This is a genomic window from Kitasatospora sp. NPDC001132 (assembly GCF_053598415.1).
Genome location: NZ_JBSFKF010000007.1, coordinates 222,464 through 238,563 on the forward strand (window position 1 = coordinate 222,464; position 16,100 = coordinate 238,563).

At 71.3% G+C, this 16,100-nt stretch carries 18 protein-coding genes and 2 pseudogenes; 7 read left to right on the forward strand and 13 right to left on the reverse strand.

Translation table 11 applies throughout. The features are described 5' to 3' along the window. Nucleotides 1–5 precede the first annotated feature (5 nt). The 4 genes and pseudogenes from ACWDBE_RS12710 to ACWDBE_RS12725 form a co-directional block, all read right to left on the reverse strand. A pseudogene (locus ACWDBE_RS12710) lies at nucleotides 6–170 on the reverse strand (DUF6879 family protein); the annotation flags it as partial. Next, a pseudogene (locus ACWDBE_RS12715) lies at nucleotides 157–344 on the reverse strand (hypothetical protein); the annotation flags it as partial. The pseudogenes ACWDBE_RS12710 and ACWDBE_RS12715, both read right to left, overlap by 14 nt. A gap of 181 nt (nucleotides 345–525) precedes the next feature. Further along, nucleotides 526–1,095, reverse strand: coding sequence for a hypothetical protein (locus ACWDBE_RS12720; RefSeq protein ID WP_449787948.1), 570 nt, complete (start codon nucleotides 1,093–1,095; stop codon nucleotides 526–528). 133 nt (nucleotides 1,096–1,228) lie between these two features. Beyond that, nucleotides 1,229–1,582 (reverse strand): UBP-type zinc finger domain-containing protein, encoded by a 354-nt coding sequence (locus tag ACWDBE_RS12725; RefSeq protein ID WP_449807943.1) that lies wholly within the window; start codon nucleotides 1,580–1,582, stop codon nucleotides 1,229–1,231. 156 nt (nucleotides 1,583–1,738) lie between these two features. Here ACWDBE_RS12725 and ACWDBE_RS12730 point away from each other — a divergent pair, with 156 nt between their 5' ends. After that, complete coding sequence (locus ACWDBE_RS12730) at nucleotides 1,739–2,311, forward strand: YceI family protein (protein WP_449787946.1); 573 nt, start codon at nucleotides 1,739–1,741, stop codon at nucleotides 2,309–2,311. Between the two features lie 69 nt (nucleotides 2,312–2,380). Here ACWDBE_RS12730 and ACWDBE_RS12735 read toward each other — a convergent pair whose 3' ends face one another. Together ACWDBE_RS12735 and ACWDBE_RS12740 are read right to left on the reverse strand one after the other, a co-directional pair. Further along, nucleotides 2,381–2,584: an EF-hand domain-containing protein gene (locus ACWDBE_RS12735; RefSeq protein ID WP_449787945.1), complete on the reverse strand. Its 204-nt coding sequence runs from the start codon at nucleotides 2,582–2,584 to the stop codon at nucleotides 2,381–2,383. Nucleotides 2,585–2,690: 106 nt separating this feature from the next. Then, nucleotides 2,691–3,170: a ricin-type beta-trefoil lectin domain protein gene (locus tag ACWDBE_RS12740; protein ID WP_449807944.1), complete on the reverse strand. Its 480-nt coding sequence runs from the start codon at nucleotides 3,168–3,170 to the stop codon at nucleotides 2,691–2,693. A 425-nt stretch (nucleotides 3,171–3,595) separates the two neighbouring features. Between ACWDBE_RS12740 and ACWDBE_RS12745 the strand changes: the two genes are divergently transcribed. After that, nucleotides 3,596–4,234 carry a nucleotidyltransferase domain-containing protein gene (locus ACWDBE_RS12745; RefSeq protein ID WP_449787943.1) on the forward strand — a complete coding sequence of 213 codons (639 nt, stop codon included), beginning with the start codon at nucleotides 3,596–3,598 and terminating at the stop codon, nucleotides 4,232–4,234. A 145-nt stretch (nucleotides 4,235–4,379) separates the two neighbouring features. Here ACWDBE_RS12745 and ACWDBE_RS12750 read toward each other — a convergent pair whose 3' ends face one another. Then, entirely contained in the window at nucleotides 4,380–4,580 is a 201-nt protein-coding gene (locus ACWDBE_RS12750) for a DUF397 domain-containing protein (RefSeq protein WP_449807945.1), read from the reverse strand. Continuing rightward, on the reverse strand, nucleotides 4,573–5,439 hold the full coding sequence (locus ACWDBE_RS12755; RefSeq protein ID WP_449787941.1) for a helix-turn-helix domain-containing protein: 867 nt from the start codon (nucleotides 5,437–5,439) through the stop codon (nucleotides 4,573–4,575). The genes ACWDBE_RS12750 and ACWDBE_RS12755 overlap by 8 nt, the downstream gene beginning before the upstream one ends. Before the next feature lie 232 nt (nucleotides 5,440–5,671). On the opposite strand from ACWDBE_RS12755, the gene ACWDBE_RS12760 reads away from it, so the two are divergent. Next, entirely contained in the window at nucleotides 5,672–6,034 is a 363-nt protein-coding gene (locus ACWDBE_RS12760; protein WP_449787940.1) for an ATP-binding protein, read from the forward strand. Beyond that, the gene (locus ACWDBE_RS12765; RefSeq protein ID WP_449787939.1) at nucleotides 6,031–6,282 is read left to right on the forward strand and encodes a hypothetical protein; all 252 of its coding nucleotides are present in this window, start codon (nucleotides 6,031–6,033) and stop codon (nucleotides 6,280–6,282) included. Before ACWDBE_RS12760 ends, ACWDBE_RS12765 begins: the two co-directional genes overlap by 4 nt. 84 nt (nucleotides 6,283–6,366) lie before the next feature. Here the strand turns inward: ACWDBE_RS12765 and ACWDBE_RS12770 are convergent, their stop codons facing one another. From ACWDBE_RS12770 to hisC, 5 genes are all read right to left on the reverse strand, one after another. Beyond that, nucleotides 6,367–7,023 (reverse strand): DUF5666 domain-containing protein, encoded by a 657-nt coding sequence (locus tag ACWDBE_RS12770; RefSeq protein WP_449807946.1) that lies wholly within the window; start codon nucleotides 7,021–7,023, stop codon nucleotides 6,367–6,369. A gap of 10 nt (nucleotides 7,024–7,033) precedes the next feature. After that, a complete protein-coding gene (locus ACWDBE_RS12775; RefSeq protein ID WP_449787937.1) occupies nucleotides 7,034–8,245 on the reverse strand; it encodes an ABC transporter permease in 1,212 nt (403 codons plus the stop codon). Further along, nucleotides 8,242–9,063: an ABC transporter ATP-binding protein gene (locus ACWDBE_RS12780; protein WP_449807947.1), complete on the reverse strand. Its 822-nt coding sequence runs from the start codon at nucleotides 9,061–9,063 to the stop codon at nucleotides 8,242–8,244. The genes ACWDBE_RS12775 and ACWDBE_RS12780 overlap by 4 nt, the downstream gene beginning before the upstream one ends. A gap of 9 nt (nucleotides 9,064–9,072) precedes the next feature. Then, nucleotides 9,073–10,461, reverse strand: coding sequence for an efflux RND transporter periplasmic adaptor subunit (locus ACWDBE_RS12785; protein ID WP_449787935.1), 1,389 nt, complete (start codon nucleotides 10,459–10,461; stop codon nucleotides 9,073–9,075). A gap of 346 nt (nucleotides 10,462–10,807) precedes the next feature. Next, a complete protein-coding gene (gene hisC, locus ACWDBE_RS12790; RefSeq protein WP_449787934.1) occupies nucleotides 10,808–11,887 on the reverse strand; it encodes a histidinol-phosphate transaminase in 1,080 nt (359 codons plus the stop codon). A 343-nt stretch (nucleotides 11,888–12,230) separates the two neighbouring features. Here hisC and ACWDBE_RS12795 point away from each other — a divergent pair, with 343 nt between their 5' ends. From ACWDBE_RS12795 to ACWDBE_RS12805, 3 genes are all read left to right on the forward strand, one after another. Then, nucleotides 12,231–13,388 carry a LacI family DNA-binding transcriptional regulator gene (locus tag ACWDBE_RS12795; RefSeq protein ID WP_188296553.1) on the forward strand — a complete coding sequence of 386 codons (1,158 nt, stop codon included), beginning with the start codon at nucleotides 12,231–12,233 and terminating at the stop codon, nucleotides 13,386–13,388. Nucleotides 13,389–13,560: 172 nt separating this feature from the next. Then, on the forward strand, nucleotides 13,561–14,934 hold the full coding sequence (locus ACWDBE_RS12800) for a metallophosphoesterase (RefSeq protein WP_449807948.1): 1,374 nt from the start codon (nucleotides 13,561–13,563) through the stop codon (nucleotides 14,932–14,934). 289 nt (nucleotides 14,935–15,223) lie between these two features. Beyond that, nucleotides 15,224–16,084 carry a hypothetical protein gene (locus ACWDBE_RS12805; RefSeq protein ID WP_449807949.1) on the forward strand — a complete coding sequence of 287 codons (861 nt, stop codon included), beginning with the start codon at nucleotides 15,224–15,226 and terminating at the stop codon, nucleotides 16,082–16,084. The last annotated feature ends 16 nt before the right edge of the window (nucleotides 16,085–16,100 follow it).

Below are 16,100 nucleotides of genomic sequence, written 5' to 3' on the forward strand. Positions count from 1 at the left end.
ATACTCCACCCGGCGTTCCTGTAGTCGTCCGGCTGCTCCTCGCCCGCGAGGAAGGCACGATAGGCGTCGACTCCACCGGACTGGCTGTAGTCGTCGAGCGTTTCCAGCCGGAAGGCCTCCCGCTCGAACGCCGAGAACCAGTCCCCGAGGGTCCTGGATGAGGTTGTCACGGACGGCCTTTCGAATGAGTTCGACAGGAATTTCGACCACGGACTCATGCGCCGGGATCCGGAGACCGTGTTCAGTCATGTGCTCACCCTGGACGGCGATGGTGCCGCGATCCGTGAGGTACAGGGTCGGGCACTCGCCCTCTCGCAGGAACCTACAAGCCGGGTCGGCTTCACAGTGCCTCCTTGCTCGTTCCGGTCTCCGGACGATGCTCCCGAAGTGAGCCCGGTGCGGGCAAGACGTTCACGTTGCCGGTTCTGGAAACTGGGCCAGCTTCGAACACCTGCTGGAAAACGTAGCGCCACACGGACGCGCCGGCGGCCAGTTCACAGGGCGGAAGCCCCGCCCTCGGCCGGGTCAAACGGAACAGCTGACGCCGAGCCGGCCGGCGGCCTGCTGGGCGTCCTGCCAGTGGGAAACGGCGCCGCCGAGGTCGGAATTCGCTGCCGCAACCGCCAGAATCACGCTGTCCAGATCGGCCACATTGGCGGAGCCGAGGTCCGCAGAGGCCTTGTAAACGCTCTGCGAGCCAGCCGCCTGCGCATTGATGATCGCATCCACATTCGACTTGTCACTTCCCGGGCGAGGTATCGCCTGGAGGTCGCCCACGAGCTTCTGCTGGTCCCCCGCAAGGGAGTTGACCGCGTCTGTGAGGTTGTTGAAATCGCCTTGCGGGACCGATCCCGTTTGGGCGTCCTGAGCCACCACTGCGATCGCTTCCTGCGTACTTCTCAGGTCCTTGTTGACGTCTCTGGCGTCCACGTTGCACACACTTGTAGCCTTTGACGTCCATTCACCGATCGAAGGCGGTTTCGGCCACAGCGTGAAATAGAGGGTCAGGGCCGCCGCGATCGCCGCCACGATTCCGGCCAGCCATCCTATCTTCCCTGACAGGCCGCTCTTCTTGGTCGCTTGGTTCTCGCTCATCCTGCACCATCGCACAGAGGATTAGCACCCCTGAAAAGGCGCTCGCGAAAACGGATAGCACGTGCCCTCGCCCATTTCCTTCTCAGGGAAATCGAGAGCACCGCGGGTGCCTTCCGAACGCGGACACGGGGCGTCAGTGGAGCTGGGACTGCCAGTCGGCGGGGACCTTGCCGGCGGGGCCCGGGGTGGGTTGGGTGGTGGGGTGGGCGGTCGGGGGTGCCAGGGGCGGGCCTTCGTAGTAGGCGCCGGTGTCGAGGTTCCAGAACCAGTCCTCGCCGGGCTCGAAGCTGACCAGGAAGGGGTGGCCGGCCTGGCGGGCGTGCTTGGTCGCGTGCTGGGCGGGGGAGGAGTCGCAGCAGCCGATGTGGCCGCAGGCCGCGCAGCGGCGCAGGTGGAACCACCAGCCGTCGTCGGCCAGGCACTCCTCGCAGCCGTCGCCGCTGGGCACCGCGGTGGGGTCGATTCCGGGGATCGGGTCGCCGGTCATGCCTGCCTCCTCGGCTGAGCGGTCCGTCCCCACCAGCGTGGCCCCGCCGTGGTGGTGCTGCCAGTCCGGCGTGGTCCTACGCTGGCTGAGGGGGATCGGGGCACCACCGGCATCACCGGCAACCGGCATCAACCGGCACCACCTCACGGAGTCGCCATGGCCACCACGAAATGGTTCTTCGAGCCCAGCCACACCGGCGCGGAGTTCCGCGCCCGGCACATGATGGTCACCTACGTGCGGGGCCAGCTGAAGAACGTGCAGGGCTTCCTGGAGGTCGATCCGGACGCCCCGGAGAAGGCCCGGGTCGAGGCGACCATCGACGCGACCCAGGTGTACACGGGCGCGCCCGAGCGGGACGCGCACCTGCGCAGCGCCGACTTCTTCGACGTCGAGCGCCACCCGACCTGGACGTTCGTCGGGTCGAAGGTCCACCAGGTGAGCGCGAGCTGCTTCGAGGTCACGGGGGAGCTCACCATCCGCGGTGTGACCCGCCCGGTCACCTTCGACGTGACGTACCTCGGGCAGTGGGACACCCCGTGGTGGGAGGACGGGCGCGACCTGGGCCCGCGGCGGCGCGCCGGCTTCACCGCGACCACCCGGATCAACCGGCAGGACTTCGGCGTGAGTTGGAACGACGTGGTGGACCGGGGCGGTGTGGTGGTCGGCGACATGGTCGACGTCGAGGTCGATGTCGAGGCGGTCCTGGACACCGAGGGCGGAGCCGCCTGACCGCCCCACGGGAAAGCCGGGCGCCCCGATGCAGCGGGGCGCCCGGCCGCTGAAGCCGGATGGAGCCGACTACCGGACGAACTCGGCGTATTCCTTGAAGCTGATCTGGCCGTCGCTGTTGTCGTCCGCCCACTTGAAGATCGCCTCGGCGTTGGCGTCGCTCACCTTGGGGTCCTGCTGGACGTGGGCCTTGAGCTCGGCGGCGCTGATGAATCCGTCGCCGTCGGTGTCGATCTGGTCGAATGCGGCCTTCTTCTCGGCTTCGCTGGTCATGATCTTCCTTTCGGGGGAGGTGGCTTCGCGCCCGGAGCACCCCGTAACGGCGTCCACTGCTACGGGGGGACGATCGGGAGCGGCGGGTCGGGAGGGCCGGCGGGTATCAGGCGAGCGCCAGGCTGATCTGCTCGTTGAAGACCACCCAGTGCTGGCCCGGGTCCTTGGCGTCGCACGGCTTGGTGGAGACGTTCGGGGTGCCCCAGGCGTTGGCCAGGCAGTAGGCCGGGGCGAAGGTCAGCGAGATCTGCTGGCCGTTGACCGTCCAGTACTGCCCCTGGTCTTTGGGGTTGCAGGCCTTCGTGGAGACGTCCGGGGCGTTCCAGGTGTTGGCGAAACAGTAGGCCGGCGCCTTGGCGAGGGAGATCTGCTCGCCCGAGAGCTTCCAGTGCTGGCCGTTGTCGTTGGCGTCGCACGGCTTCGTGGAGACGTTCGGGGTGCCCCAGGCGTTGGCGAGGCAGTAGAGCCCGGGGGTGCGCGGGGCGCGGTGGGTGGTGTCGGCGGCCCCGGCCCCGCCGGCCGGCAGGAAGGAGGCCGTCAGGGCCAGCGTGGCGACGGCGAGCGTCTTGCGGAGTGCGATGGCCATGAGGCGGATTCCGTTCTCGCTGGCGGCCGTGCGGTTCGCGCACAACCATGAGGGTTCTTTCCCTGCTCGGGCCCGAGCGCAAGGAAAGTGATAGCAGCGATCGAGGACGAACCACTGCTGACGTGCACCGTGTTCATCCGAACGAGTAACCCGGTGCGCCGGCGCTGACGGGAAGCGATGAGGGGGAACGGCTTCAGCGGGTCCGTGAACCATACGGCCCCGAAAATCGAATAGACCGCGTCCGATCTTTCGGCGGCCCCTTGCGGAGAGAAAGGGGCCGCCGGAACGCACCGCGCCGGTGTCCAGGCATGGCGGCGCGGGGAGTCGGCCGGGCCGACTTCCCGCGCGGGGAGCCTTCGGAGCGGCCCTGAGCCGTGGCGGCCGGGCCGGCGCGCTTCGGCTGGTGCGGCACGTAGGTTGGCATGGTGACCGACTCATTGCCGCCCGGCGGCGTCGTGCTCGATGCGGACGAACTGGCAGCCCGGTGGGCGGACCCGTGGCGGCCGGAACAGGTCGCGGAGCGGCTGGCCGGCGTGAGCACCAGCTGGTGCGTCGCGGCGGGGTGGGCGCTCGACCTGTTCCTCGGGCGACAGTCGCGGCCGCACGGCGACCTGGAGATCGCGGTGCCCACGGCGGGATTCCCGGAGGTCCGGGGCCGCTTCCCGGACCACGTGTTCGACGCGGCCGGTTCGGGACGGGTCTGGCCGGCGGCCGGTGCGGAGGCCCTGGCGGCCACCCACCAGACCTGGCTGCGGGAGCCGGACAGCGGGCGGTTCCTGCTCGACGTCTTCCGCGAGCCGCACGACGGCAGGACCTGGGTCTGCCGACGGGACGAGCGGTTGCGGCTGCCGTACGAGGACGTCATCGAGCGGACGCCCGACGGGATTCCTTACCTGGCGCCGGAGTTGGTGCTGCTGTTCAAGGCGAAGGCGGCACGGCCCAAGGACCGGGCGGACTTCGACACCGTGCTGCCGCTGCTGAGTCGGGCGAGGCGGGAAGCCCTCGGCGGGTGGCTGGAGCAGATCCACCCCGGGCATCCGTGGCTGGTGGAGCTGGCAGGGTAGCGGACACCTCGAACGTCGTGGCCCCGTCGAGCAACAGCTCGACGGGGCCACGGCGCTACGGGCCTAGAAGTACACGAGGGTCCCGAGCCAGTGAGCCTCACGCTCTGGCCTGTCGCGCAGGAGCGACAGGCCAGAGGACGGGTCGCTAGGCGGTGGTGGTCAGGTGGTCGAAGTCGCCGGCCTTCGCGCCCTGGAGGAAGGCGGCGAACCTGGGGGTGGTCGTGCGGACGATGACGTCGCCCTCGTCGGACTCCCGAAGTTCGATCACGCCATCAGCCGCACGGACCTCAACACATTCGGAGTTGGCGGCCGAGTAACTGGACTTCTGCCAGGTGGAGTCAGACATGTTTGCTTTCCATATCCTTCTTGATGGTTTGAATGAAATCCCGAGACTCTTCCTCCGAGAGGGCCGCCGAATCGAGCCGGTCGAGCCGGGAGCGGAACTGAGCGATTTGGGCCGGAGCGTCGAAGATCACGCTGTCGAGGCCTGAGTCCATCTGCACCGTGTCGAGCTCGGGGATCGGGCCTTCAACGTACGTGAAGTTCTCGTAGTTGACCGGGAGCGTGTCCACGTCGAACAGGACGACTCGGATCGATACGGTCGACTGTTCGGAGTCCTCGATGAGGCCGCCAAGCTGCTCGGCTTGGACCTTGGGGCCGCTGAACTGCATGCGCAGCGCCGCCTCATGGATGAAGGCTGAGTACGGAGTCTCGCCAGAACGGACCACGTTCTGCCGCTGCATGCGGAAGGCGGCCCGCAGGTCAACCTCGTGCTGGGGAAGGTGCGGGACTCCTCGGGCAAAGACTGCAGAAGCGTAATTCGTGGTTTGGAGCAACCCGGGGATGAAGGCCATGGTGTAGGTCGAGAGCGCGCGGGCACGGCTCTCCATCTCGGCCATCTCCAGGAAGTGCTGCGAGAGGCGCCCGCGGTACTCCTCCCACCAACCGCCCCTGTCACGGTCCGTGATGATGTCCGTCAGCGCATCGATCAAGGGCTCGTTCACGCACATGCACAACGCGGCGATCGTCCGCAGGCGTTCGACGCTGATGCCGGTCTTCCCGCTCTCCATCTGGGTCACGTGGGCGGGGTTGATACCAAGAGCGCGAGCGAGTTGGCTGCCGCCGAGACCGGCCTGCTCCCGCATCCTGCGCAGCTCTGCGCCCAACCGCAGCTGACGGAGGGTCGGGTTCGATCGTAGGGCCATGGGATCAGTCTGCCTCAGAGCGGTAGCCACGTCCGGGTGAACTTCTTGCGGATCGCCACAAGTTTGTGGCGATCCGCGCTATCGTCATTCCCAGATCGATCCGACGGATCGTCAGCATCCCATGATTTCCGGGCAGTAGGCGCCTGCTGCCCTCCTGCCGAAGAGCAACCGCATCCCGGCCTGGCTCACGGCTCCCTTCTCCTCCCCACACCACAGCCTCGCGGAGGTTCCCGTGTGCACCCGTATCACCCCCTCGATCACCCTCACCCGGCAGGCCCTGCGGGACGTCCTGATCCGCGCCGCCTGGGACCCCGAGACCATCATCGCCGCCGAGTTGGCCCTCGACGAGCTGATCGTCAACGCCTGGCGGCACGCCGACACCGCCTCGCCCGTCGTCTACTTCTCCCTCCTCGGCCGCACCCTCCGGGTCTGCGTCGCGGACGAGAGCTCCATGCTCCCCGACGAGCAGTCCCGCAACCTCCTCGCCGAGTCCGGCCGGGGTCTCCAGCTCGTCGCCGGGCTCACCCACCGCTGGGGCGTCGACCCCCAGAAGCGTGGCAAAACGGTCTGGTACGAGCTGGACTCGGCCGCGTGACCCGCGAGCCGATCGCGCCGGACGACCCCCGGATGCGGGACTTCACCCCCTCCCACATCACCGCCCTCCTCGGCGAACTCCACCGGCGAGGTCTCCCGTACGGACTCCTCTGGGGCTCCGCCTCGGCCGGCGAGACCATCCTCGACGGGCGCCTCCTGGTCGACTTCGGCAACGCGCCCGTCTCCACCCTCCTCAACCTCCTCCACCTGCTCCGGGAGCTGGACCGGGAGGCGGCGTGGGAGCGGTGAGACGCCTCGAACCGCGCTGAGCACATGCGGAGGCCCTCGCCCGGGGAAGGGGCGAGGGCCTCGCGGTCGTCCGTCGGCTCCGGGTCAGCCGCCGGACGGGTTCCTGGGCGCGCCACCGCCACCGAAGCCCCCGCCACCGAAGCCGCCCGCACCGGCAGCCCCTTCGACGAGCTGGCTGGCGGTGTAGCCACCGTTGGCGTCGGGGGTGCCGACGACGGTCACGCTCTGGCCGGGCTGGAGGTCGGCGACCTTGCCCTCCTTGTTGAGCTGGACCTTCGTCGCGTCGCCGGTGGTGACCTTGATGGTGTTGCCGTTGGAGTCCGTCAGGTAGACGGTGTTGCCGTCCACGGCCTTGACCGTGCCACGAGCGAAACCACCCTGGCCCTGGCCCTGGCCCTGGCCGCCCTGCCCCTGGCCCCTACGGCCGGAGCCGCTCTGCCCGTAGCCGCCCGCCCCGTATCCCCCCGCCGCGGAGGCCGCAGCCGGCCGGGAGGCGGAGGACTTCCCACCCCCCGAGGAGGACCCCTGGTTCTGCTGGAACCAGACCCCGCCCGCGAACGCGCCGGTGGCGATCACGCCACCCGCCAGCACCAGGCTGAGCCAGGGCAGCTTCCTCCTCGGCGGCGCGGCCAGTTCGGCGCTCACGTCCCGCGCGTCCGGCGGGGTGGCCAGCAGGGCGACCTGCTCGGCCGGCGTACCGGCCTCGGTCGTGGCGACCGTGGCGATCTCTTTGCTGCTCATGGATGGAGTCCTACTCGTGCCGGAGGGCGTCGATCGGCCGCAGCGAGGCGGCCCGGTTGGCGGGGTAGCTGCCGAAGAACAGCCCGATGGCGACGGCGATGGCGAACGCGCCCAGCACGCTCTCGGGGATCACCACCGGCTTGATGCCGACGATGCTGAAGTGCGAGCCGGCGATCCCGGCCGCCACCCCCAGCCCCGCGCCGATCACCGACAGCAGCGTCGACTCGGTGAGGAACTGCCCCAGGATCACCGCACGCGGCGCGCCGAGCGCCTTGCGGATGCCGATCTCGCGCGTCCGTTCGGTGACCGTCACCAGCATGATGTTGGTGATCCCGATCCCGCCGACCAGCAGCGAGATCGCCGCCACCGCGCCGAGCAGCACGGTGAAGGTCTTCGTCGTGCTCTCCCTCGCCGTGAGCAGCGAGGCCTGGCTGGTGATCCGGAAGTCCGCCTTGGCCGGGTCGGCGATCGCGTGCGTCCCGAGCAGGACCCGGGTGATCTCCGACTGGGCCGCCGTGGTGCTGTCCGCGGACGAGGCCTGGACCAGGATCTGGTTGACGGAGCCGAAGCCGGTGAAGGCGTTCTGCACCGTCGGCAGGGGGGCGATCACCACGTCGTCCGGGTCGGTGAAGCCGCTGCCGCCCTTGGCCTGGAGCACGCCGACCACGGTGAACGGCGTGCCGCCCAGGACCACCGACTTGCCGACAGGGTCCTCGGTGTCGAACAGCTGCTTGGCCGTCGTCGCGCCGAGCACCGCGACCTTGCGCGAGGCGAGGACGTCGTCGTCGGTGAAGTACTCGCCGTGCGCGACCTTCTGGTTGGCGGTCTCGAAGTACGACGGGTAGGTGCCGACGACCGAGCCCGGGCTGTACGAGATGTTCCCGTAGAGCGCCGTCGCGCTGGTGGTGACCACCGGGGCGACGGACCTGATCGCCCCGCTGGAGGAGTCGCTCGCCAGCGCCTTGGCGTCGGCGACCGTGAGCTTCTTGACCGAGGAGGTGGCCCGGGAGCCGCCGTTCGCCGAACCGGAGCTGACCGTCAGCGCGTTGGTGCCGAGCGAGGTGATCGACTCCTTCACCGCCACCGACGAGCCGTTGCCGACGGCCAGCAGCAGGATCACCGAGGCCACGCCGATCAGCACCCCGAGCATGGTGAGCGCCGAGCGCACCTTGTTGGCGGCCAGGCCGCCGACCGCGAAGCGGAGCGTCTGCCAGAGGATCACGCCGACACCCCCGCCTCGTACGACATCCCTGCCTCGTCGAGGAAGGGCGGCGGGCCCTCGACCGGGGCCTGCCGGAGGTCGCTCACGATCTGCCCGTCCACCAGCCGCAGCACCCGCTTGGCGTGCCGCGCGACCTCGTCCTCGTGGGTGATCAGCACGACCGTGCGGCCGGTGGCGTTGAGCCCGTCGATCAGGGCCAGCACCTCCTCCGTCGAACGGCTGTCGAGGTTGCCGGTCGGCTCGTCGGCGAGCAGCATCGCGGGCGCGGTCACCAGCGCCCGCGCCACCGCGACGCGCTGCTGCTGGCCGCCGGACAGCTCGTTGGGCTTGTGGCCGGCCCGCTCGGCGAGCCCGACCAGGGAGAGCGCGGCCATCGCCCGGCGGCGCCGTTCGGCGGTGCGGACGCCCGCGTAGGCGAGCGGCAGCTCGACCTGGGCGAGGGCGGTGGTGCGGGGCACCAGGTTGAAGGACTGGAAGACGAAGCCGATCTTGCGGTTGCGCACCAGCGCGAGCTGGTGTTCGTCCAGGTGGCCGACGTCGGTGCCGTCCAGCAGGTACTGGCCGGAGGTCGGGACGTCCAGGCAGCCGAGGATGTTCATCAGGGTGGACTTGCCGGAGCCGGAGCTGCCCATCACGGCGACGTAGTCGCCCTGCTCGATGTCCAGGCTGACGCCCTGCGGTTCGCCGCTCCGCGGGTCGGACGGGCCGCGCAGCGCGTGCACGGTGGCGTCGCCGTGCCCGTACGCCTTGGTGAGCCGGCGGAGCCGGATCACCGGGACGGGGTGGGCCGGGACGCGCTTGTCGATGACGTGACGCATGACCTGGTCTCAGCCCCTGCCGCCGCGGCCGGTGCCCCCACCGGCCCCACCGGCGCCGCCGGACCCGCCGCCCGGGAAGACCTGGCCGCCACTGCCGCCGCGGTTGCCGCCGACCCCAGGGAAGGAGGCGTTCGGGAAGCCGTTCCCGCCGCTGGTGGTGGGGAGTTCGACCTTGTCGCCCTCCTTCAGCCCGGAGACCACCTGCACCGTGCTGTCGCCCTCGACCCCGACGGTGACGGTGACCCGCTCGGAGGCGCCGTCCGGCCGCACCAGGGTCGCGGTGCGCGACGCGCCGGTGCCAGAGAGCGCGGAGGTGGGCAGCGAGAGCGCGTTGTCGGCCTCGCCGGTGATCACCTGGACGGTGGCGCTGAGGCCGGTGCGCAGCGTGCTGGTGTCGCCGGAGAGCTGGAGCGTGGCCGCGTACTGGACGGCGGCGGAGCCCGCCGCACCGCCGGAGCCGCTGCTGCTGGGCAGCGAACTGACCGACAGGACGGTCGCGTTGAGCTTGGTGTCGGACTGGGCGTTCAGGGTGACGGTGGCCGCCTCGCCCTTCTTCAGCTTGAGCGAGTCCAGCTCGGAGAAGTTGGCGGTGACCTGCATCCCGGTCGGGTTGGTGAGCACGATGAAGCCGCTCGGGGCGGCCGTCGAACTCGCGCCCGTCCCCGTGGACTTGCCGGAGGAGGAGGTCCCGGAGCCGGAGCCGGTGGCCCCGACGGTGTCGCCGACCTTGCCGGAGATCGAGGCGACGGTGCCGTCCACCGAGGCGGTCAGGGTGGTCCCGGCCAGCGCCGCCCGGGCGTTGGCGAGGTTGGTCTGGGCGGTGGTGACCTGCTGCTGGGCCTGGGCCACGGCCGCGTCGTCGACCTTGGTGGTGGTGATGGTGGTGGTCTGCGGGGCGGGCGTACTGCTCCCGCCCGCCCCGCGGCCGCCGCCACCGCCGCCGGCCCCGGCGCCGGGAGAGGCGTCGGAGGTGGCACCCGGCAGCGGCTCGGTGGTCGTGGTGGTGACACCCGCCTGAGCCTTGGCGAGGTTGGCCTGGGCCGTGGTGAGGGACGCCTGGGCGGCGTCCACCTGCTGCTGGGCCGCCGTGGTGTCGACGGTGGCGAGCACCTGCCCCTTCTTCACTGCGTCCCCCACCGCCACCTTCAGCGCGGTGAGCCGGCCGCCGGTGGTGAAGTCCTGGGCGGCGTCGGTCGGTGAGACCAGGGTGCCGGTTCCGGACACGGTGGCCAGGACGGTGCCCTTGGACACCGTCGCGGTACGGGCCGCGGGCTTGGCGGAGGCCGGGCCTGAGCTGCCGCTGACCGTGGCGTACACCAGGGCGGCCCCGCCCAGCAGGGCCACGCCGAGCGCGGAGTTGACGAGGACGGCGCCTCGCCGCCGTGGGAGCACCTTCATGCCGGACAGCTTCCCGGTGCGCTCTTGCGCTGCCCTGGGCACCGGCTGGGAGAAGACTGACCGACCGGATCCGGGCATTCCGGACAGATGCCCCGGCCTCCGTCGGCGCCTTGGCCGCTCCCTGGCCAGCCGTTGGCCGAACTCCCAGCGGGCTCCCAGCGACCCACAGCCTTCCGGGAGGAGACTCGGCCGGGCGTCGAAGGACACGCCGAAGGACGCCGAAGGGCCTCGAAGGGCCTCGACGATCCGGGCGGAACGCCGCAGGGGCGCGCCGGAGAACCGGCGCGCCCCTGCGATCAACAGCAGGACGTCAGAGACATCAGAGACATCAGAGACGTCAGGAACGTCAGAGCGACTTGCGGAAGGCCTCCGCCACCGACAGGAAGATCGAGTTGCCCTCGGCCTCGCCGATCGACACCCGCACGCCCTCCGGGAACGGCCGCACGACCACGCCGGCCTCGGCGCACGCGGCGGCGAACTCGAACGAGCGCTCACCGAGCCAGAGCCAGACGAAGTTGGCCTGCGAGTCCGGGATCTCCCAGCCCTGGGCGCGCAGCCCGGCCACCACCCGGGTGCGCTCCGCGACCAGCGCCTCCACCCGCTCCAGCAGCGCCTCCTCGGCGCGCAGCGAGGCGACGGCGGCGTTCTGGGCGAGCTGGCTCACGCCGAACGGGGTGGCGACCTTGCGCAGCGCGGCGGCCACCGGCTCGTGCGCGATCGCGAAGCCGACCCGCAGGCCCGCCAGTCCGTACGCCTTGGAGAAGGTGCGCAGCACGCAGACGTTCGGGCGGTCCCGGTAGAGGTCGATGCCGTTGGGCACCTCGGGGTCGCGGATGAACTCGATGTAGGCCTCGTCCACCACGACCAGGACGTCGCTCGGGACGGCGTCCAGGAAGGTCTCCAGCTCGGCGCGGTGGATCACGTTGCCGGTGGGGTTGTTGGGGTTGCAGACGAAGACCAGCCGGGTGTTCGGGGTGATCGCGGCGAGCATCGCGTCCAGGTCGTGGTCGCCGTTCGCCTTGAGCGGCACCGGGACGGGGGTGGCACCGGAGACGGTGGCGACGATCGGGTACGCCTCGAAGGAGCGCCAGGCGAAGACCACCTCGTCGCCCGGGCCGGCCGTGACGAGCACCAGGGACTGGGCGATGCCGACCGAGCCGGTGCCGGTGGCGATGTGCTCGGCGGGCACGCCGAAGCGCTCGGCCAGCGCCGAGGTCAGCTCGGTGACGCCCATGTCGGGGTAGCGGTTGAACGAACCGGCCGCCTGGACGGCCGTCTCCAGCACGCCGGGCAGCGGCTCGTAGGGGTTCTCGTTCGAGGACAGCTTGTAGGCGTCGGCGCCGGCCGGCTTGCCGGGCTTGTAGGTGGGGATGCCGTCGAGGGTCGGCCGCAGCCGCGGGCCCTGCGCTGACGTACCACTGCTCACGGTCGTACTCCGTTTCCAGTTGCGGAACTCTCCGGTGCGCTCGCCCGCCACGGACGGGTTCGCCTCCGTGCCCGGGACCTCGTGTCGCACGCGGACCACCCCGGTCGGGTGTCTTGCACGATACCGATCGCCCCTCACCCATAGGAGTGAGATGCCCGGTCGGGTTACAGGCGCAGTTCAGCCATTCTGCCCCGTTCCTTTGGCACATGTCAGAGGTAAGAGGACCGGTTCCGGGTGGGTATCGAAGGGGCGAACCCCGGCTCACTCTTGGAGAAACGTATCTCCGAGGGCTCCCGATGCGCCGGTCACAGACCCTTGTCAGGAGCCATACGATCGGTCCGCCATGACAGCAGCAGCCAACCAGAGCGGTCGGCGACCCACCACCTCGCGGCGTCTGGAGCGGGCCGGCATCCGGGATGTGGCAGCAGCCGCCGGAGTGTCGATCACCACTGTCTCCGACGCGCTGAACGGAAAGGGCCGCCTGCCCGACGAGACCCGCAGCCGGGTGCGCGAGGTCGCCGAGCGCCTCGGCTACCGCCCCTCCGCGGCCGCCCGCACCCTGCGCACCGGCCGGTCCGGCCTGATCGGGCTGACCGTCACGACCTACGGTGAGGAGCCGTTCACCTTCACCGAGTTCGCGTACTTCGCCGAGATGGCCAGGGCCGCCACCAGCGCCGCCCTGGGCCGCGGTTACGCGCTGGTGGTGCTGCCCGCCTCCTCCCGCCACGACGTCTGGGGCAACATCGCCCTGGACGGCACCGTGGTGATCGACCCGCCCGACCAGGACCCCCTGGTGAGCGAGCTGTACCGGTCCGGCGTCCCGGTGGTCAGCGACGGCAAACCCGGCAACTGCCCGGTCACCGCCTGGGTCGACAACGACCACGAGGCCGCCGTGCTCGGCATCCTCGACCACCTCTCCGAAGCCGGCGCCCGCCGGATCGGCCTGCTCACCGGCACCAGCACCGACACCTACACCCGGCTGTCCACCGAGGCCTACCTCGGCTGGTGCGCCAAGGTCGGGCAGGAGCCGGTGTACGAGACCTACCCTGCGCACGACCCGGCCGCCGGCGCCGTCGCCGCCGACCGGCTGCTCGCCCGCCCCGACCGGCCGGACGCGGTCTACGGACTGTTCGACCCCAACGGCACCGACCTGCTGGCCGCCGCCCGCCGCTACGGCCTGCGGGTGCCGGACGACCTGCTGCTGGTCTGTTGCAGCGAGAGCGACGTCTACGCGACCACCGAACCGCCGATCACCACGCTCTCGCTCAAGCCGCGCAAGATCGGCACCACCGTGGTCAACCTGCTCATCGACGCGATCGAGGGCGTGGACTCCGGGACGGGCGTCGACATCGCCAGGCTCTTCCCACCGCGGTTCCGCACCGCCGGCACCGGGCCGCCGCCGGGCACCCTGATGCCGACCGAGCTGATCGTCCGCGCGTCCTCCCAGCGCCGGAGTCCGCGCACCACCGTCAGCCCGCCCCGCCCCCCGGGCGAGGTTTAGACCACCGCGCAGCAGCAGCCCCGACGCCGGAGCACGGTACCCGGCCGGGGCTGACGAGACCGTACCGAGCCGGGACAAAACGGACCCTGCGGGTCCGCCCGGCTGACGCTCCGGAGGATTGGATACCCACCAGGTGACGACGCCGGGAGAGTGGTCTTCCTATGATGGGCGAATGACACCCGAGGACCGCTTCCCCGGGCCCGAGCACCCCCACCCGGGCCCCCGCCACCAGCCGGACCTCGACGTGCTGCCGTACGGCACCTATTACGAACCCGACCCCGCCCCGGGCTACCAGGCCACCCCCTATGAAGGGGAGGGCTACGACGGGGAGACCTACAGCGGCTACGGCGGAGCCCGCTACCTGGAGCAGCACTGGCCCGCCGACGGCCAGGGGCACACCGTGCACGCCCAGGGGATCGGCATGGACCACAACCCGAGCTTCTCGCACCCGGGCAGCGGGTACGAGGGGCGGGAACAGGGCGGGTACGACGGCCAGGACCAGAGCGGCTACGAAGGCCAGGAGTACGACAGCCAGGACCAGAGCGGCTACGAAGGCCAGGAGCCGAGCGGGTACGACGGCCGCGAGCAGGGCGGCTACGAGCCCACCCTGCCCGACCAGCCCTCCCCGGCGCTCCAGCTCGCCGGCCGCGACGACCCGCCGACCATCGAACTCGGCCCGCCGCTGCCCGACCCCGCCGCACCGACCTACCCGTACCCGGCCCCCGGCCCCGGCGAGCCGCCCGGCCCGGTCTACGTCGTCGGCGACGTGCACGGCTACCTGGAGGAGCTGCGCGCCGAACTGCGCCACCAGGGCCTGATCGACGACGACGGCCACTGGTCCGCCGGCCGCGCCCGGATCTGGTTCCTCGGCGACTTCACCGACCGCGGCCCCGACGGCATCGGCGTCATCGACCTGGTCATGCAGCTCGCCGCCGAGGCCGCCGCGGCCGGCGGCTACTGCCGCGCCCTGATGGGCAACCACGAACTGCTCTTCCTGGGCGCCGCCAAGTACGGCGACGAGCCCGTCCAGTCCACCGCCGGCACCGCCTCCTTCCTCGCCGCCTGGCGGCTCAACGGCGGCCAGCAGAACGACCTGGACCGGCTGGAGGCGCACCACATCAGCTGGCTCTCCCGGCTGCCCGCGATCGCGCTGGAGGACGGCCACCTGCTGCTGCACTCCGACACCACCGCGTACCTGGAGTACGGCGAGTCCATCCCCGACGTCAACGACGCCGTGCACGGCCTGCTCGCCGACGGCAGCGTGGACGACTGGTGGGACTGCTTCCGCCGTTTCACCAAGCGCTTCGCCTTCCGCGGCGACGCCGGGCCGATGGCCGTCCACGAGCTGCTGGACACCTACGGCGGCACCCGGATCGTGCACGGGCACAGCCCGATCCCGTACCTCACCGGCGCGGTGCACAACGACGACGGCCAGCCGCCGCACATCCCCGGGCCGTACGTGTACGCGGACGACCTCGCGGTGGCGATGGACGGCGGCGTCACCATGGAGGGGCGGCTGCTGGTCGCCCGGCTGCCGATCGGCTGAGCGGCGGCGAGTGGGCCGGGCGGCCGCCGAACCGGACGCGTCCGCCGACCGGTCGTCAACCCACCATCGTCGCAGAACAGTTGTTCCCGGCGCTCGGGCCGTCGCACGCGCGCGTCCCGGGGCGCGAAATTCCGGAAACCGACTGTCAGCCCGGGCGCGCCCGCCCCTACCATGAGGCACACCACACCCGGCCGCCCGTCCGGCGGCCCGCCTCCGCGCCCGTTCCGGCGCCCTGAGGGCCGCGCGCCCCCGGGGCGCGGCGAACGGGGTCCGCACGAACGGGGTCCCCATGTCCAACCCCCCGCCACTGCTCGCCGAGGACCGCGCGGAGTACGAGCGCCTCCTCACGGAAGCCCTGCGCGACCGCACCGTCCTCACCGCCCTGCGCGCGCCCGGCGCGCTCACCACCGACCAGCTGCGCATCAGCGCCCTGCGCGACGCCGACCGGATCAACGCCGCGGCCGCCACCGAGTACACCCACTACACCCGGCTGCGCGAGAGCCTGCACAGCGCGCCCCCGCCCACGCCCGGCAGCGACAGCGCGGCACCCGGGCTGCTCAGCCAACTGCGCTCCGGGGGCGGCGCCGGACTGTTCCCCGCCCTCACCGTGCTCACCCCGATCCTGGCCTGGGCCGCCGCCCTGTTCCTGCTGCTGATCGGCTACCTGCTGCGCGCCACCAGCCCGAACCTCGCGCTCGCCCACTCCCTGGTCACGGCCGGCTGGGTGGCGCTCGCCGCCGGCGTCGCCGCGATGGCCATCGGCATCGTCGGGCTGCTGCTCACCGCCCTGCGCGAGGGCGCCGCGACCGCCCCGGCCGGCACCGACCCGGAACTCGCCGCCGAACTCGGCGACGCCCACCGCGAGTGGCGCACCGCGCTGCGCGAGCGCGGACTCGTCCCGTACCTGCTCGACGCGCTGCCGCCGGTGCCCGGCTCGGCGGCCCGGACCGCGGCGGGCACCGGGCCCGACTTCAGCAGCCCCGACTTCAGCAGGCCCGGCTACAGCTCCCCCGGGTTCACCAGCCCCGGCCCCGAGGGGCTGACCGACCCCCACGGCCGTACGCCCCGCCCTGCCGCCTTCACCCCGCCCGACTTCACCGGGCCCGGGTACACGCCGCCCGACTTCACCGGGCCCGACGAGGTCGGCTGAGCCTTCTCCCGCAAGG

Coding starts and splice junctions, on each gene's coding strand:
- ACWDBE_RS12720 (WP_449787948.1), bottom strand. CDS start 1,095: ATGAGCGAGAACCAAGCGACCAAGAAGAGCGGCCTGTCAGGGAAGATA.
- ACWDBE_RS12725 (WP_449807943.1), bottom strand. CDS start 1,582: ATGACCGGCGACCCGATCCCCGGAATCGACCCCACCGCGGTGCCCAGC.
- ACWDBE_RS12730 (WP_449787946.1), top strand. CDS start 1,739: ATGGCCACCACGAAATGGTTCTTCGAGCCCAGCCACACCGGCGCGGAG.
- ACWDBE_RS12735 (WP_449787945.1), bottom strand. CDS start 2,584: ATGACCAGCGAAGCCGAGAAGAAGGCCGCATTCGACCAGATCGACACC.
- ACWDBE_RS12740 (WP_449807944.1), bottom strand. CDS start 3,170: ATGGCCATCGCACTCCGCAAGACGCTCGCCGTCGCCACGCTGGCCCTG.
- ACWDBE_RS12750 (WP_449807945.1), bottom strand. CDS start 4,580: ATGTCTGACTCCACCTGGCAGAAGTCCAGTTACTCGGCCGCCAACTCC.
- ACWDBE_RS12755 (WP_449787941.1), bottom strand. CDS start 5,439: ATGGCCCTACGATCGAACCCGACCCTCCGTCAGCTGCGGTTGGGCGCA.
- ACWDBE_RS12770 (WP_449807946.1), bottom strand. CDS start 7,023: ATGAGCAGCAAAGAGATCGCCACGGTCGCCACGACCGAGGCCGGTACG.
- ACWDBE_RS12780 (WP_449807947.1), bottom strand. CDS start 9,063: ATGCGTCACGTCATCGACAAGCGCGTCCCGGCCCACCCCGTCCCGGTG.
- ACWDBE_RS12785 (WP_449787935.1), bottom strand. CDS start 10,461: ATGAAGGTGCTCCCACGGCGGCGAGGCGCCGTCCTCGTCAACTCCGCG.
- ACWDBE_RS12795 (WP_188296553.1), top strand. CDS start 12,231: ATGACAGCAGCAGCCAACCAGAGCGGTCGGCGACCCACCACCTCGCGG.
- ACWDBE_RS12800 (WP_449807948.1), top strand. CDS start 13,561: ATGACACCCGAGGACCGCTTCCCCGGGCCCGAGCACCCCCACCCGGGC.
- ACWDBE_RS12805 (WP_449807949.1), top strand. CDS start 15,224: ATGTCCAACCCCCCGCCACTGCTCGCCGAGGACCGCGCGGAGTACGAG.